The sequence below is a fragment of the Paenimyroides marinum genome, from assembly GCF_900108395.1.
In the GTDB taxonomy this organism is placed as follows: Bacteria; Bacteroidota; Bacteroidia; order Flavobacteriales; family Flavobacteriaceae; genus Flavobacterium; species Flavobacterium marinum.
Genome location: NZ_FNXE01000016.1, coordinates 1 through 15,947 on the forward strand (window position 1 = coordinate 1; position 15,947 = coordinate 15,947).

Below are 15,947 nucleotides of genomic sequence, written 5' to 3' on the forward strand. Positions count from 1 at the left end.
TTACTTTCTAACAATTTTAATAAACTGGCTGCTGTCTTTGGTTTTTACATTCAGCATATAAGTACCTGAACTTAATTTACCAAAATCCAACTGCACTGTTTCACTTTCAAACTCACGGGTCATTACCAAACGTCCGTTTAAATCAAATACCTCTACTTTAGTAATTACTTCGTTGTAATTAATCGTTAATAAGTCGCTTGTAGGGTTTGGATAATAGTTTAATTTGCTTAAATCAAAATCATTTACACCCAAAACAATCACTACTTCAACCGGTGTTGGTAAACTTGGACATCCGTTAGTTCCTATAACAACAGCATAATATGTACTGCCATTTACCATTGGCATATTCTGTTGCAACGGATTAACACCATTCATTGCATCTTCATATGTTGCGTACCAAACCACGTTTGGTTCGTTCATGATCAGATTGCTTATTTCTGCGTAATTATTAAATGTTTGCGGTGAAGCTCCCGTTGGACTGTTTGGTCGGCTGTTGATTGTTACCTGTACCTGAGTACGTACCGATTCGCATCCGTTTTCAACACGCGTTACAAAATAGTAGCCGCTTTGTAAAATATCGGTTAATGGTAATGGAGTGGTCGAAGTACTGTTCAAATACCAGTTATACGATACGCCTGTTGGTGTTGGTAAATCGATATTGCCAACCTGTGCACCGTCACATAGGGTAATTGGCGTTACTGCCGGAGCACTTGTGCTTGTTACGCGTACTGCAACCGGTACTTTTACCGATACGCAGTTACCCACTCTTTGAGATAAATAATAAGTACCGCTTGTTAATGGGGTTGTTAATGCCAATGGTGTTGTCGATGTGGCATTACTGTACCATTCTGCAGTAGCATTTGGTAATATCTGTGCTGTTAACTGTGCAACTGTTCCGCTACCACATATATTTTGAATAGTAGCAGTAGGTGCCGGAACACTTCCTTGGGCAGTTACGATTACCTGAGCTCGTTGTGATTCACATCCGTTTACCTTTTGTGAAACATAATAGGTACCGGTTACTACCTGCGAGGTATTTGGTATCGGTGTTTGAGATGTTGATGACGGATACCATACCAGTTCTGAGCCGGCAATTTGATTCAGATTTACATTTCCGTAGTTCAATGCTCCACAAACTGAAATGGTTTGAGGAGTTAATGAAGCCGGTCCCTGACCTACATTTACCAATACAGCTATTCTTCCTGATTCACAACTTCCTAATGTTTGTGACGCATAATAAGTGGTATTGTTTACCAATGGGGTTGTTAACGCCAACGGGGTTGTTGAGGTTGCTGAATCATACCACTTAATTTGTGCTCCACTTGTTCCGGTTGCAACTAAATCGGCCACAGTACCGCTACCACATGAGTATTGGGTTAGCTGCGCATTTGGCAGTGCTAATGTTGTTATTGTTACGGTGAAAGCTACACGTGGTGATTTACAATCTCCCTGAACTGCTTCTACATAATACGTTCCTGTTTTAGAAATCGTGGTTATTGGGGTAGTGGCAGTTGCTGAATCATAAAAATTATAGATTGTACTGCTTGTCCCTCCCGTTACTACAATATCGCTTACAGGTGTTGCCTGGCAGAAGGTCTGGCTTTGTACAACAGGTGTTGTTACATCCACCACGTTGATTGTAACAGGAATTACCGATTCACAACCTGTTGGTGCGGTTATTGTTGCATTATATACTTGGTTCATTGCTCCACTTGATATAACATAAACTGTTGAAGCATCTGTACCAGGGGTGTATTGTACAGTTGTAGCTGCATCTAAATATAAATTAGTTGTCGGACTCCACGTTACTTTTGCCTGAGTTAACCCAAACTTCACATTTAACCGGTTATTAGTTACTGTTCCTGTTAACGGATCCGGATCTGTTTCACTTGTAGTATAGATACCTACATCGCTTCCTGAAACAGTATTGTAATACGTTTGTGCATTATTGGTTCCTGTTGCCGTACCACGCTCTTGTGTGATTTCTACCAATATATTTGACTGACCATCCCAATAGAACGGACTGTCTAATGTCATTGTTTGAAGCCCTTGGAACGTATGGGCATGGTTGGTTCTTGAAAAGACTGTTACAAAATTTCCTGTTGCAAAATCTGTAGTACCAAAAGTAGTATTCGGTGTGGACATCATTCTTACAGTATATTCTGCACTTGTTAAACCTGCTCCTGAATTAATTGTTTCAAAAGATAATTCGTCTATATAACCAGCTGTGGTTACGCCTTGGGCGATTAATTCGGCTGCACTGTATATATATTGTTGTTTTGAATAAACTTCACTGTACACATAAGCAGACATCTCACTCGTTGCACTGGTTGTTGTAGTAGGCATACCTATTGTTACATCGGCAGGAACAGCCTCCAGTGCTTTTAGTTCGGCTACTTCGTTTTTACACAAATCATAAGTACTTGCCAATGTAGCATCTGCTTGTGGGTTTTCGCTTGCAAAAACACGAACTGTTTTTAAATGTTCACAAATACCGTTTGACTGACTTGCTGATAACACATAATCCTGTTCCTGGGTGCTGCTAAATGTCCAGCCATTTACCTCGTCTCCGCTTACTCCTGTACTCGGTGTCCATACAAAGGTATCGTACCCTCCTAAATTAGTAGTAATGGTTACAACTTCTGAATCACCTCCTCCACATGAAGTTACCATATCTGTAGATAACTCAAAGGCTGGTTTGGGCTCTACTTCTACTTTTACTTCTACCATTGGGGAAGCACAACCAAATTCTCCGACAAAAATGGTGTTTGGGCGGTACGCACTTGTTGCTCCATAGATAGAACCCGCAGGAGCTGTAGCTGCCAATATTCCGGCTATGCCCTGATTATCTCCGTAAAGGACAGAAGTTCTTGTAGCTAGAGCATCATGTCCGCGTATTTCACCATACGGGCTAGACCATGCCCCATTATCTGATGCTATTTGAACAATTACATTACTTGAACCGTCCCATACATAAGGCGTTGTGAATGTAAAAGTCATAATACCTGTGGTTAAAGGCTGCGATGCATTACTGTAAACCTGTGTTAAATTACTATTGGCTATTTGGGTAGTGGTCGCCACGCTTTGTGTTGTCTCTCCCATTGCTATACTGAAATTCAATCGCGGATTATAAACACCGGTTGAAACCACATCAAACTTTAAGGCTGTTATATTACCCGCTGATATTCCTGCATCTATTAATTCATCAGCAGTAAAAATATACTGATGTTTATAACCATGATATAAACTGTATAAAAATTCCCAGCTACCCGAAGTGGTATAAGTGCCCTCTCCAACAGCTTTTTCTCCTAAAGATATATTACCTGCTTGTACCCAATAACTTGTGTCTGCTGTTAATACAGGGGTTGTAAAATTAGCTCCGGTATATAATAAACTATCTTTAGTTACCGTATCGTACCACTTTACTGTTCCGGCATCAAAAATAGCAGTAAGATCTACTTCTTGCGGTCCGCAAACCGTTTTACCAGGTGCAGCAATTAATTCAGGATAATCACACATGGTGCCTATTATATCACTTTTTGTCCAGCCACTGCTGTCTGTTGATGAACAAACGGTTTTTACATAAACAGTGTATTTTGTTGATGGTTGTAAGCCTGTAACCGTAAATGGATTGGTTGTAGCTGTACCGGAAGCTGCTAAGCCTATAGTTCCGCTTCCTGGCATACCAGACTCCCGAACTTCATAAGCGTATGTAACACTTCCTGTGTTTTTTGTATTTGGTGTTACTGTTACCAAAGCACTGTTTTTAGTAACATCTGATATCTGTACATCCAAAGGTCTGAAACATGTTATAGCAATAACATTTACGTCATAATCGTGTGTTTCTCCCCAACTACCGTTTGCACACGCATCAATTGTGGCATTATAATTTGCACGAACACGCATTCTGTGAACTCCTGGCGGAGCTGTATCCGGAATTGCAATAGAGAGGTTAAGGAAACCTGGGGCTGCAACCATTGGTACATCTTTCACAAGTTGCTCTGATGGTTCAAACGCACCATTATCATTAAAATCAATCCAAATACTAGCCCATACAAATTGTGCCGAGCCATAGTTCGTATTGATTTGCACATCATATTCACTGTCTTGCAACAAATCTACTGGGGTAAAAACAGATGTTCTATCTTGGTAATTACCTGTGCTACATCCGGTATCTAAATCGCTAATTTCAGAAGTTCCTTCTCCTGTTATTATAAAACTATTTATATTCTCACTTGTATTACTACAAGAGTATGAATATGTTGGCGTGCAATAACAATCAGTATAAGGGTTTTGTGCTACAGAAACAATAGTAGATGTAGCAGTACTATTACTATTAGTACATGTTACCACACAACGATAATCTGTTGCTACTGTTTGGTTTGCTACAACGTACGACATATTGGTAGCTCCTGTGATATTGGTGAATGTATTAGCACCCGCAGGTGAACTTTGCCACTGATAAGTAACACCTCCAGCCATAGTTGCCCCATTAAGTGATAAATTGAAAGGAACCGCAGCACAAGCTCCCGTTACTGTTGAGGAAGCTGTACCAGCAGACACCTGTCCTGAACAAGGGACTCCAGGTATGAAAGATACACTACCCACAAAAGCTCTTGGATTATTTGCAGTAGAACCTGTATAACTTGTAACCCCATAAGCTGTTGTGGGTGAAAATATCATATCAACGCCACCTGCACTATATGTAAATGTACTCGAAGTCATCGTATGGTATCTCATAGCTCCACTAGAATTACCTGTAGTAAAAACTCCAATAGCCATACCTACAGTTGTGTTTGCTGGAATGACTACATTAACACCTGTTAGTATAGGCTGAGGGGTTGTTGTATTATTAGTTGTATTAATGGTTTGATTTACTTCTTGTACCCAAGGCATAGTTGAAGCTGTAGGGATAACTCCAGGCGGACCAGTTAAAGGTGTAATACTTGTATAGAGGTAAGCTTCTGCATTTGTATAAGCACCAGATGTGACTGCCGATACATCTGTAATAAAAACAGGGTAAGTATTTGTATTTGTAAAGTTAAATGTGACAAATCCATTCCCATTATTTGCTGCAAAATTACCTGGAGCTAATGTAGTATCGATAGTAAATTGTGCATTTACCTGTAAAGTAGGCAAAAACAAACCTAAAAATAGCAATATCAAAGTCTGGGTGCTTAACCACCGTATCTTAAACCTTGAGTGTATTGTAGTTTTTTTCATAAATTTATAATAATTACAATTAGTCATTTGAACGATAAACTTAATTATTTTTTTTTAATTCTTTAATATTAAATTATATTATTTTTAACTTTTAACAAATTTTCTTGTTAAACACACGTAAACATCTCATTTAGTAGAAATAAAAAAGCCGCCCTAAAAAGGCGGCTTCATTATATTAGATTTGTTGAAATTAAAAATTTAAATCAACTTCTTGTTTGGTTTCTTTTGATCCCACAACAATATGATCGTACTCACGCATACCTGTTCCTGCCGGTATTCTGTGCCCCACAATAACGTTTTCTTTTAATCCGGATAAGTTATCAACTTTACCTGCTACTGCAGCTTCGTTTAATACTTTTGTTGTTTCCTGGAACGATGCTGCCGAGATAAACGATTTAGTTTGTAACGATGCTCTGGTAATACCTTGCAACACTGGTGTTGCTGTTGCCGGGATTACATCGCGGGCTACTACTAAATTTTTGTCTTCTCTGCGCAATAGAGAATTCTCGTCTCTTAAATCGCGTACCGAAACTATTTGTCCTTCTTTTAAGTTTACAGAATCTCCGGCATCTTCAACCACTTTCATTCCGAATAAACGGTCGTTTTCGCGGATAAAATCATCTTTGTGGATCAATTGTTCTTCTAAGAACAGGGTATCGCCCGAATCCTGGATTTGAACTTTACGCATCATTTGGCGGATCACGACTTCAAAGTGTTTGTCTGAGATTTTCACCCCTTGCAAACGGTAAACTTCCTGAATTTCGTTTACCAAATACTGTTGAACAGCTGATGGTCCTTGAATTCTTAAAATATCATCCGGAGTAATTGCCCCGTCTGACAATGAAGTTCCTGCTTTTACGTAATCGTTTTCCTGAACCAGAATTTGGTTTGATAATTTCACCAAATATTTACGTTGTTCATCCTCACCTGATTTTGGTGTAATGATGATTTCGCGGTTACCACGTTTGATTTTTCCAAAAGAAACAACACCGTCGATTTCAGCAACAACCGCCGGGTTTGATGGGTTACGAGCTTCAAGCAACTCGGTAATACGCGGTAAACCTCCGGTAATATCACCCGCTTTAGATGATTTACGTGGAATTTTCACCAACACTTTACCTGCTTTAATTTTTTCGCCATCGTTTACCATTAAGTGGGCACCTACCGGTAAGTTGTATGAACGAATCAATTCGCCGTCTTTGTTGTAAATCAATAACGTTGGAACTAATTTTTTGTTTCTTGATTCGGTAATTACTTTTTCCTGGAATCCGGTTTGCTCATCGATCTCCACCATAAATGTCTGGTTTTGTTCAATGTCTTCATAAGCAACTTTACCGGTAAATTCAGAAATAATAACCCCGTTGTATGGATCCCATTTACAAATTACGGTTCCTTCTTCAACTACTTGCTGATCTTTAACATAAATAGTAGATCCGTAAGGGATGTAATGTGTATTTAGAACGATTCCTGTATTTAAGTCAACCAATTTTAATTCGGTTGAACGAGAAATCACAATATCGATTTCTTTACCATCTGCATCTTCTCCTTTTACAACTTTTAAATCTTCGATCTCTAAACGACCTTTGAATTTTGTTGTAATAGTAGAAACTTCAGAAATGTTACCTGCCGTACCTCCTACGTGGAATGTACGCAATGTTAACTGTGTACCAGGCTCACCAATTGATTGTGCGGCAATTACACCAACAGCCTCACCTAACTGAGCCATACGGTTTGATGCCAGGTTACGTCCGTAACATTTTACACAAATTCCGTGATCGGCTTCACAAGTTAACGCAGAACGCACTTCTAATCTTTCTAATGGCGATGCGTTAATTTTAGCTGCATGTGCTTCATTAATCATTTCACCGGCAGCAACAATTATTTCATTCGTTAACGGATTAACCACATCGTCAATAGTTACACGTCCTAAAACGCGTTCTCCTAATGATTCTACAATTTCTTCGTTTTTCTTCAATGCTTCAAACTCAATACCTCTTAACGTACCGCAATCTTCTGAATTAACGATCACATCTTGAGCTACATCGTGTAAACGACGTGTTAAGTATCCTGCATCGGCAGTTTTCAATGCGGTATCCGCCAAACCTTTACGTGCACCGTGCGTTGAAATGAAGTATTCTAAGATTGATAAACCTTCTTTAAAGTTCGAAAGGATCGGGTTTTCAATAATATCTCCACCTGAAGCTGTCGATTTTTTAGGTTTAGCCATCAATCCACGCATACCTGTTAACTGACGGATTTGCTCTTTAGATCCACGGGCTCCTGAATCAAGCATCATGAATACCGAGTTAAATCCTTGTTGGTCTTCGCGAATATTTTTCATTGCCAATTCGGTCAATAAAGCATTGGTTGATGTCCAAACGTCGATTACCTGATTATAACGTTCGTTGTTGGTAATAAGCCCCATGTTATAGTTCATGGTGATACCTTCTACCTGATTGTTAGCATCATCAATCATTCCTTGTTTTTGATCTGGAATTTTGATATCGCCTAATGAGAATGACAATCCACCTCTAAATGCGTATCCATATCCCATATCTTTCATATCGTCTAAGAACTTCGCTGTTGTGGGTACATCGGTAACTGCTAAAATCTTACCGATAATATCGCGTAATGATTTTTTAGTTAACACTTCGTTGATGTAACCAGCAGCTTCCGGAACTACCTCGTTAAACAAGATACGACCTGCAGATGTTTCAATGATTTGATAAACCAATTCTCCTTTATCATTAAAGTCTTTTGCACGAACTTTCACAGGTGCGTTCAAATCTAAACGACCTTCGTTAATTGCAATATTAACTTCTTCTGCCGAATAGAAGGTCAAACCTTCCCCTTTTACAGTATGCTCCGGTGTCGATTTACGGATTTTGGTCATATAATAAAGACCCAAAACCATATCCTGAGAAGGTACTGTGATAGGTGCACCATTCGCCGGGTTTAAGATGTTGTGCGATGCCAACATTAACAACTGGGCTTCTAAAATAGCCTCTGGTCCTAATGGTAAATGCACCGCCATTTGATCCCCGTCGAAATCGGCGTTGAATGCCGTACACACCAACGGGTGTAAGCGAATTGCTTTTCCTTCGATTAATTTTGGCTGGAATGCCTGGATACCTAAACGGTGAAGCGTAGGAGCACGGTTTAACAATACCGGGTGTCCTTTAATCACATTTTCTAAGATATCCCAAACAACTGGTTCTTTTTTATCAATGATCTTTTTAGCAGACTTAACCGTTTTTACAATTCCACGCTCAATCAATTTACGGATTACGAATGGTTTGTATAATTCGGCAGCCATATCTTTTGGAAGACCACACTCGTATAACTTCAATTCAGGACCAACGACAATTACCGAACGAGCCGAGTAATCTACACGTTTACCTAATAAGTTTTGACGGAAACGACCTTGTTTCCCTTTTAATGAATCTGATAACGATTTTAACGGACGTTGAGATTCTGTTTTAACCGCTGTTGCTTTACGTGTGTTATCAAACAATGAATCTACCGCTTCTTGCAACATACGTTTTTCATTACGCAAGATTACTTCAGGAGCTTTGATCTCCATTAATCTTTTTAAACGGTTGTTACGAATAATTACACGACGGTATAAATCATTTAAATCTGACGTTGCGAAACGACCACCATCCAACGGCACCAACGGACGTAATTCTGGCGGAATTACCGGAACCACTTTTAAAATCATCCATTCCGGACGGTTTTCGCGGTTTTCGTTAGATTCACGGAATGCCTCAACAACCTGTAAACGTTTTAACGCTTCGGTTTTACGTTGTTTAGATGTTTCGTTATTAGCCGCGTGACGCAATTGGTATGATAATTCATCTAAATCGGTACGCTCTAATAAATCCATAATACATTCAGCACCCATTTTAGCGATGAATTTATTTGGATCGTTATCATCTAAATACTGGTTTTCCATTGGAAGGGTATCTAAAATATCCAGATACTCATTTTCTGTAAGGAAATCCAAACGCTTTAATTCTTCACCGTCAGGACGTTTTGCAACACCTGTTTGAATCACAACATATTTTTCGTAATAAATGATTTCATCTAATTTTTTAGATGGTAATCCTAAAATATAACCGATTTTGTTCGGCAACGAACGGAAATACCAAATGTGTGCAATTGGCACCACCAGGTTGATATGCCCTACTCTGTCACGACGAACTTTCTTTTCTGTAACTTCAACACCACAACGGTCACAAACGATCCCTTTGTAGCGAATTCTTTTATACTTTCCACAAGCACATTCGTAATCTTTAACAGGTCCGAAGATACGCTCACAGAACAACCCGTCGCGCTCTGGTTTGTGCGTACGGTAGTTGATGGTTTCAGGTTTTAAAACTTCACCTCTTGATTCGGCTAAAATCGATTCAGGTGATGCTAATCCGATAGAGATTTTATTAAATCTTTTTACGGTATTATTTTTATCTTTATTTTGTCTCATTGCTAAACCCTTTACTTTTTAAAGCTTTTGTAACAGAATGATGCTTAGTAAAAAGCACCATTCTTTTTACGATGTTATTCTTCTAATCTGATATCTAAACCAAGTCCTTTTAACTCGTGCATCAATACATTGAATGATTCCGGTAATCCTGGTTCAGGCATTGGTTCACCTTTAACGATTGCCTCGTAGGTTTTGGCTCTACCAATAACGTCATCCGATTTAACAGTCAATATCTCACGTAATGTTGAAGATGCACCGTAAGCTTCAAGAGCCCAAACCTCCATCTCTCCAAAACGCTGACCTCCAAATAACGCTTTACCTCCTAAAGGTTGTTGCGTAATTAAAGAGTATGGTCCAATTGAACGTGCGTGCATTTTATCATCAACCATGTGACCTAATTTCAACATGTAAATTACACCCACAGTTGCTTTTTGGTCAAAACGCTCACCAGTTCCACCATCGTACAAATAGGTGTGACCAAAACGTGGTACACCGGCTTCGTCTGTTAATGCATTTATTTCTTCTAATGATGCACCATCGAAAATTGGCGTTGCGTATTTTCTACCTAATTTTTTACCAGCCCATCCTAAAACGGTTTCGTAAATCTGACCGATGTTCATACGAGATGGTACCCCAAGCGGGTTCAATACGATATCAACCGGTGTTCCGTCTTCTAAGAAAGGCATGTCTTCATCGCGAACGATTTTTGCAACGATACCTTTGTTACCGTGACGACCCGCCATTTTATCTCCCACACGTAATTTACGTTTTTTAGCGATATAAACTTTGGCTAATTTTAAGATACCCGATGGCAATTCGTCACCCACTGTAATCATAAATTTCTCACGACGCAATACTCCTTGCAAGTCGTTTAATTTAATTTTATAGTTGTGAACCAAATCGGTAATCAACTCATTTGTATACTCATCGGTTGTCCATTGACCTTTTGTTAAATGTGTAAAATCTTCAACAGCATGTAACATTTTTAAGGTGTATTTTTTACCTTTTGGCAATACTTCTTCACCTAAATCATTCATTACACCTTGTGATGTTTTACCATTTACCAACTGGAATAATTTATCAACCAAACGGTCTTTTAATTCGTTGAATTTTACTTCGAACTGTGTATCTAATAAAGCAATGTCTTCTTTGTCTTTAGAACGTTTGCGTTTATCTTTTACCGCACGTGCAAATAATTTTTTATCTAATACCACACCGCGTAATGATGGAGAAGCTTTTAATGAAGCATCTTTTACATCGCCTGCTTTGTCACCAAAAATGGCACGTAATAATTTTTCTTCCGGTGTTGGATCTGACTCTCCTTTTGGTGTAATTTTACCAATTAAGATATCACCAGGTTTTACTTCAGCCCCAATACGGATCATTCCGTTTTCATCTAAATCTTTAGTAGCTTCTTCTGAAACGTTTGGAATATCGTTGGTTAATTCTTCTGATCCTAACTTGGTGTCACGAACTTCTAACGTATAATCATCGATATGGATTGATGTAAAAATATCATCACGTACCACACGCTCTGAAATTACAATCGCATCCTCGAAGTTATACCCTTTCCAAGGCATGAACGCCACTTGTAAGTTACGACCTAATGCCAACTCACCGTTTTGTGTTGCATATCCTTCACATAAAACCTGTCCTTTAGTAACACGGTCACCTGTGCGAACAATTGGTTTTAGGTTGATAGACGTACTTTGGTTGGTTTTACGGAATTTGATCAGGTTGTATGTTTTCTCGTCTGCATCAAAACTTACTAAACGCTCGTCGTCTGTACGGTCGTATTTAATAGTAATTTTTTGTGCATCTACATAAACTACTTCCCCTTCACCTTCAGCATTGATCAACACACGAGAATCGGTAGCTACCTGTTTTTCTAATCCGGTACCAACAATTGGAGATTCCGGACGTAACAATGGTACTGCCTGACGCATCATGTTTGATCCCATCAATGCACGGTTTGCATCATCGTGTTCCAAGAACGGAATTAACGAAGCCGAGATAGAAGCAATCTGGTTAGGTGCAACGTCGGCATAGTTTAACTCTTTTGGTTCAACTACCGGGAAATCGGCATCTTGTTTTGCTACTACTCTTTCGCCTTCAATGGTTCCGTCTTTCGCAACATTAATAGTTGCCTGTGCAATTAATTTTTCTTCTTCTTCTTCTGCCGATAAATAAACAGGAGCTTCATTAATCTGCAACACGCCGTTTTCTACTTTACGGTATGGTGTTTCAATGAATCCCATGCTGTTTACTTTTGCATAAACAGCCAATGAAGAAATCAAACCAATGTTTGGTCCCTCTGGGGTTTCGATCGGACATAAACGACCATAATGTGTATAGTGAACGTCACGTACCTCGAAACCTGCTCTTTCACGAGAAAGACCACCTGGTCCTAATGCCGATAAACGACGTTTGTGCGTGATCTCTGCCAACGGATTGGTTTGATCCATGAACTGAGACAGCTGGTTGGTTCCGAAGAACGAATTGATAACCGATGACAATGTTTTTGCATTAATCAAATCAATTGGCGTAAACACTTCGTTATCACGAACGTTCATACGTTCACGAATGGTACGTGCCATACGTGCCAAACCAACACCAAACTGAGCTGACAACTGCTCTCCTACTGTACGTACACGACGGTTTGATAAGTGGTCAATATCATCAATCTCAGCTTTAGAATTAATCAACTCGATCAAATATTTAACAATAGTGATGATATCTTCTTTTGTTAAAACCTGTTTATCGATCGGCGTATCTAATCCTAATTTTTTATTCATTCTGTAACGACCTACATCACCTAAGTTGTAACGTTGGTCAGAAAAGAATAATTTATCTATGATACCTCTTGCTGTTTCTTCATCAGGAGGTAATGCGTTTCTTAATTGACGGTAGATGTATTCAACAGCTTCTTTTTCCGAGTTGGTCGGGTCTTTTTGAAGCGTATTGTGAATAATCGTATAATCGGCAAGGTTACTGTCTTCTTTGTGTAAAAGAATGGTCTTAACATCTGCCTCTATAATTTCTTCAACATTGTCTTTATCTAAGACAATATCACGGTCTAAAATAATTTCGGTACGAGGGATTGTTACTACCTCACCAGTATCTTCATCAACGAAATCTTCGTGCCATACATTTAATACACGTGCAGCCAAACGACGACCAATGTATTTTTTTAATCCTGTTTTAGAAACTTTAACTTCTTCGGCAAGGTCGAAAATCTCAAGAATATCCTTATCTCTTTCGAATCCAATTGCACGGAATAAAGTAGTTACAGGTAATTTTTTCTTACGGTCGATATACGCATACATTACGCTGTTGATATCGGTTGCAAATTCGATCCAAGAACCCTTGAACGGAATAATACGTGCCGAATACAATTTGGTACCGTTTGCGTGGAAAGATTGTCCGAAGAAAACACCCGGCGAACGGTGTAATTGTGAAACAACAACGCGTTCTGCCCCATTGATTACAAAAGTTCCACTCGGGGTCATATACGGTATAGTCCCTAAATACACATCTTGTACGATGGTTTCGAAATCTTCGTGTTCCGGGTCTGTACAATATAATTTTAAACGAGCTTTAAGAGGAACGCTATACGTTAACCCTCTGTCAATACATTCTTCAATAGAATAACGAGGCGGATCTACGAAATAGTCTAAAAATTCCAAAACGAATTGGTTACGCGTATCCGTAATGGGAAAATTTTCCATAAAGGTTTTGTACAAACCTTCGTTACCTCTTTCATCAGATTTCGTTTCTAATTGAAAAAAATCTTTAAACGATTTTACCTGAATATCCAAAAAATCCGGATAAGCAGGAATATTTTTCGTAGAGGCAAAATTTAACCTTTCAGTATGATTTGTAATCATTAATGAACAAAATTTTGGTTTAAAAAAGTAATTTTTTGTGTAAAAACACAGCTATTTAATACTTCCTATTTTTAAATAACCAACACATCTTTAAAAACAAACCAGGAACGTTGTTTGCTTTTTTCTTCGTTATTGATTATTTTTTATATGCAAAATGGTTTAGGCCATTGGAACAACTTCCAAGGCCTAAACCGTAAAAATTTATATGTTTGAGATTATTTTAACTCAACAACAGCACCAGCTTCTTCTAATGCTTTTTTCAATCCTTCAGCTTCGTCTTTAGAAATACCTTCTTTAACGTTAGCAGGAGTACCGTCTACTAAATCTTTAGCTTCTTTTAATCCTAAACCAGTTAATTCTTTAACAGCTTTAACTACAGCTAATTTAGAAGCACCAGCTTCTTTTAATACTACTGTAAATTCTGATTGCTCTTCAGCAGCACCGCCTTCAGCACCACCACCTGCAACTACTACTGCAGCAGCAGCTGGTTCGATACCATACTCATCTTTTAATATAGTTGCTAATTCGTTAACTTCTTTAACTGTTAAGTTAACCAACTGTTCTGCGAATTGTTTCAAATCTGCCATTTTTTCTATCTTTTAATTTGAATTTGTAATAATATAATTTATTGTGTGCGTTCTTTTGAACATTAAAAACGGGATAGCTTGTTTACTATTCTTCGTCTTTAAATTGATTTTTAAGAGCTGAAATAACTCTTTGTGCAGGAGACTGTAATAAGCCAATGATTTCTGCAATAACTTCTTCTTTCGATTTGATTGCTACTAAAGAATCTAACAAGTTATCACCGATATAGATTTCTTCATTGATATAAGCTCCTTTAAGAACTGGTTTTTCACCTTTTTTGCGGAATTCTTTTATAACTTTCGCAGGTCCGTTAGCAACCTCGCCAATCATAATAGCGCTGTTTCCTTTTAAAACTGAAGGTAAATCGCCATATTCGTTTTCTGATGCTTCCATTGCTTTTTCAAGCAATGTATTCTTAACTACTTCTAACTTGATACCTGCTTTAAAACAAGCTCTGCGTAAATCTGAAGTAGTAGCTGCATTTAATCCAGAAATATCTGCAACGTAAACAATTTTAGTGTCAGCTAACTGTGCAGTTAAATCTTGAATCGCAATTGATTTTTCTTCTCTAGTCATACTAAATAATTTTAACTACCAATTAAACTGCTTTTGGATCTAAAGCAATTGCAGGACTCATTGTACTTGATATGTGGATAGACTTGATATAAGTACCTTTTGCTGCAGTTGGTTTTAATTTAATTAATGTTTGGATAATTTCAGATGCGTTTTCTTGAATTTGGTCAGCACCGAATGATACTTTACCAATACCTGCGTGAACAATACCTGTTTTGTCAACTTTAAAATCGATTTTACCAGATTTCACTTCTTGTACTGCTTTAGCAACATCCATTGTTACCGTACCTGTTTTAGGGTTAGGCATTAAACCACGAGGTCCTAAAATACGACCTAACGGACCTAATTTACCCATTACAGCAGGCATTGTGATGATCACATCGATATCTGTCCAACCATCTTTTATTTTTTGTAGATATTCATCTAAACCTACGTGGTCAGCACCAGCAGCTTTAGCTTCTGCTTCTTTGTCCGGAGTAACTAATGCTAATACTCTTACATCTTTACCTGTACCGTGTGGTAATGTTACAACCCCACGTACCATTTGATTTGCTTTACGCGGATCTACACCCAAACGTACTGCAATATCAACAGACTCATCAAATTTTGCAGAAGCAACCTCTTTAATTAATGCAGAAGCATCTTTTAAAGAATATAATTTGTTCTTCTCAATTTTTGCTGCAGCCTCTTTTTGCTTTTTTGTCAATTTTGCCATTTCTTCTTTTCTTTAAGATTAAAAAGGAGCGTTTCCTGTTACCGTGATTCCCATAGAACGTGCAGTACCTGCAACCATAGACATAGCTTTCTCAATTTCGAATGCGTTTAAGTCGGCCATTTTGTCTTCAGCGATTGCTTTAACTTGATCCCATGTGATAGAAGCAACTTTTTTACGGTTTGGTTGCCCAGAACCTGATTTTAATTTTGCAGCTTCTAATAATTGAACAGCAGCAGGCGGCGTTTTAACAACAAAGTCAAAAGATTTGTCTTTGTAAACTGTAATTTGTACTGGTAGCACTTTTCCTGGTTTATCCTGTGTTCTTGCATTAAATTGCTTACAGAATTCCATAATGTTAACTCCAGCAGCCCCCAAAGCAGGTCCAACCGGTGGCGAAGGATTCGCAGCACCTCCCTTAACTTGTAGTTTAACTACTTTACTAATTTCTTTTGCCATTTTTAAAAAAATTTAGCACATCTTT

General features: G+C 38.4%; 7 protein-coding genes. All 7 read right to left on the reverse strand.

Features of this window, described 5'->3' with window-relative positions:
• Positions 1–5,223, reverse strand: a complete 5,223-nt coding sequence (locus BLW20_RS06720) for an Ig-like domain-containing protein (RefSeq protein ID WP_177165045.1) — start codon at positions 5,221–5,223, stop codon at positions 1–3.
• 190 nt (positions 5,224–5,413) lie between these two features.
• Complete coding sequence (rpoC, locus tag BLW20_RS06725; RefSeq protein ID WP_091097930.1) at positions 5,414–9,706, reverse strand: DNA-directed RNA polymerase subunit beta'; 4,293 nt, start codon at positions 9,704–9,706, stop codon at positions 5,414–5,416.
• 74 nt (positions 9,707–9,780) lie between these two features.
• On the reverse strand, positions 9,781–13,593 hold the full coding sequence (gene rpoB / locus BLW20_RS06730) for a DNA-directed RNA polymerase subunit beta (protein ID WP_091097934.1): 3,813 nt from the start codon (positions 13,591–13,593) through the stop codon (positions 9,781–9,783).
• Between the two features lie 215 nt (positions 13,594–13,808).
• Complete coding sequence (gene rplL, locus BLW20_RS06735) at positions 13,809–14,180, reverse strand: 50S ribosomal protein L7/L12 (RefSeq protein WP_091097937.1); 372 nt, start codon at positions 14,178–14,180, stop codon at positions 13,809–13,811.
• Between the two features lie 85 nt (positions 14,181–14,265).
• On the reverse strand, positions 14,266–14,754 hold the full coding sequence (rplJ, locus tag BLW20_RS06740; protein WP_091097941.1) for a 50S ribosomal protein L10: 489 nt from the start codon (positions 14,752–14,754) through the stop codon (positions 14,266–14,268).
• A 22-nt stretch (positions 14,755–14,776) separates the two neighbouring features.
• Positions 14,777–15,466 (reverse strand): 50S ribosomal protein L1, encoded by a 690-nt coding sequence (gene rplA, locus BLW20_RS06745; RefSeq protein ID WP_091097944.1) that lies wholly within the window; start codon positions 15,464–15,466, stop codon positions 14,777–14,779.
• Positions 15,467–15,484: 18 nt separating this feature from the next.
• Positions 15,485–15,922 (reverse strand): 50S ribosomal protein L11, encoded by a 438-nt coding sequence (gene rplK / locus BLW20_RS06750; protein WP_091097948.1) that lies wholly within the window; start codon positions 15,920–15,922, stop codon positions 15,485–15,487.
• Positions 15,923–15,947: the final 25 nt, after the last annotated feature.

What these genes read in the sequence shown, in the direction of transcription:
- rplA (WP_091097944.1), bottom strand. Translation starts at nt 15,466, where the DNA reads ATGGCAAAATTGACAAAAAAGCAAAAAGAGGCTGCAGCAAAAATTGAG.
- rplK (WP_091097948.1), bottom strand. Translation starts at nt 15,922, where the DNA reads ATGGCAAAAGAAATTAGTAAAGTAGTTAAACTACAAGTTAAGGGAGGT.
- BLW20_RS06720 (WP_177165045.1), bottom strand. Translation starts at nt 5,223, where the DNA reads ATGAAAAAAACTACAATACACTCAAGGTTTAAGATACGGTGGTTAAGC.
- rplL (WP_091097937.1), bottom strand. Translation starts at nt 14,180, where the DNA reads ATGGCAGATTTGAAACAATTCGCAGAACAGTTGGTTAACTTAACAGTT.
- rpoB (WP_091097934.1), bottom strand. Translation starts at nt 13,593, where the DNA reads ATGATTACAAATCATACTGAAAGGTTAAATTTTGCCTCTACGAAAAAT.
- rpoC (WP_091097930.1), bottom strand. Translation starts at nt 9,706, where the DNA reads ATGAGACAAAATAAAGATAAAAATAATACCGTAAAAAGATTTAATAAA.
- rplJ (WP_091097941.1), bottom strand. Translation starts at nt 14,754, where the DNA reads ATGACTAGAGAAGAAAAATCAATTGCGATTCAAGATTTAACTGCACAG.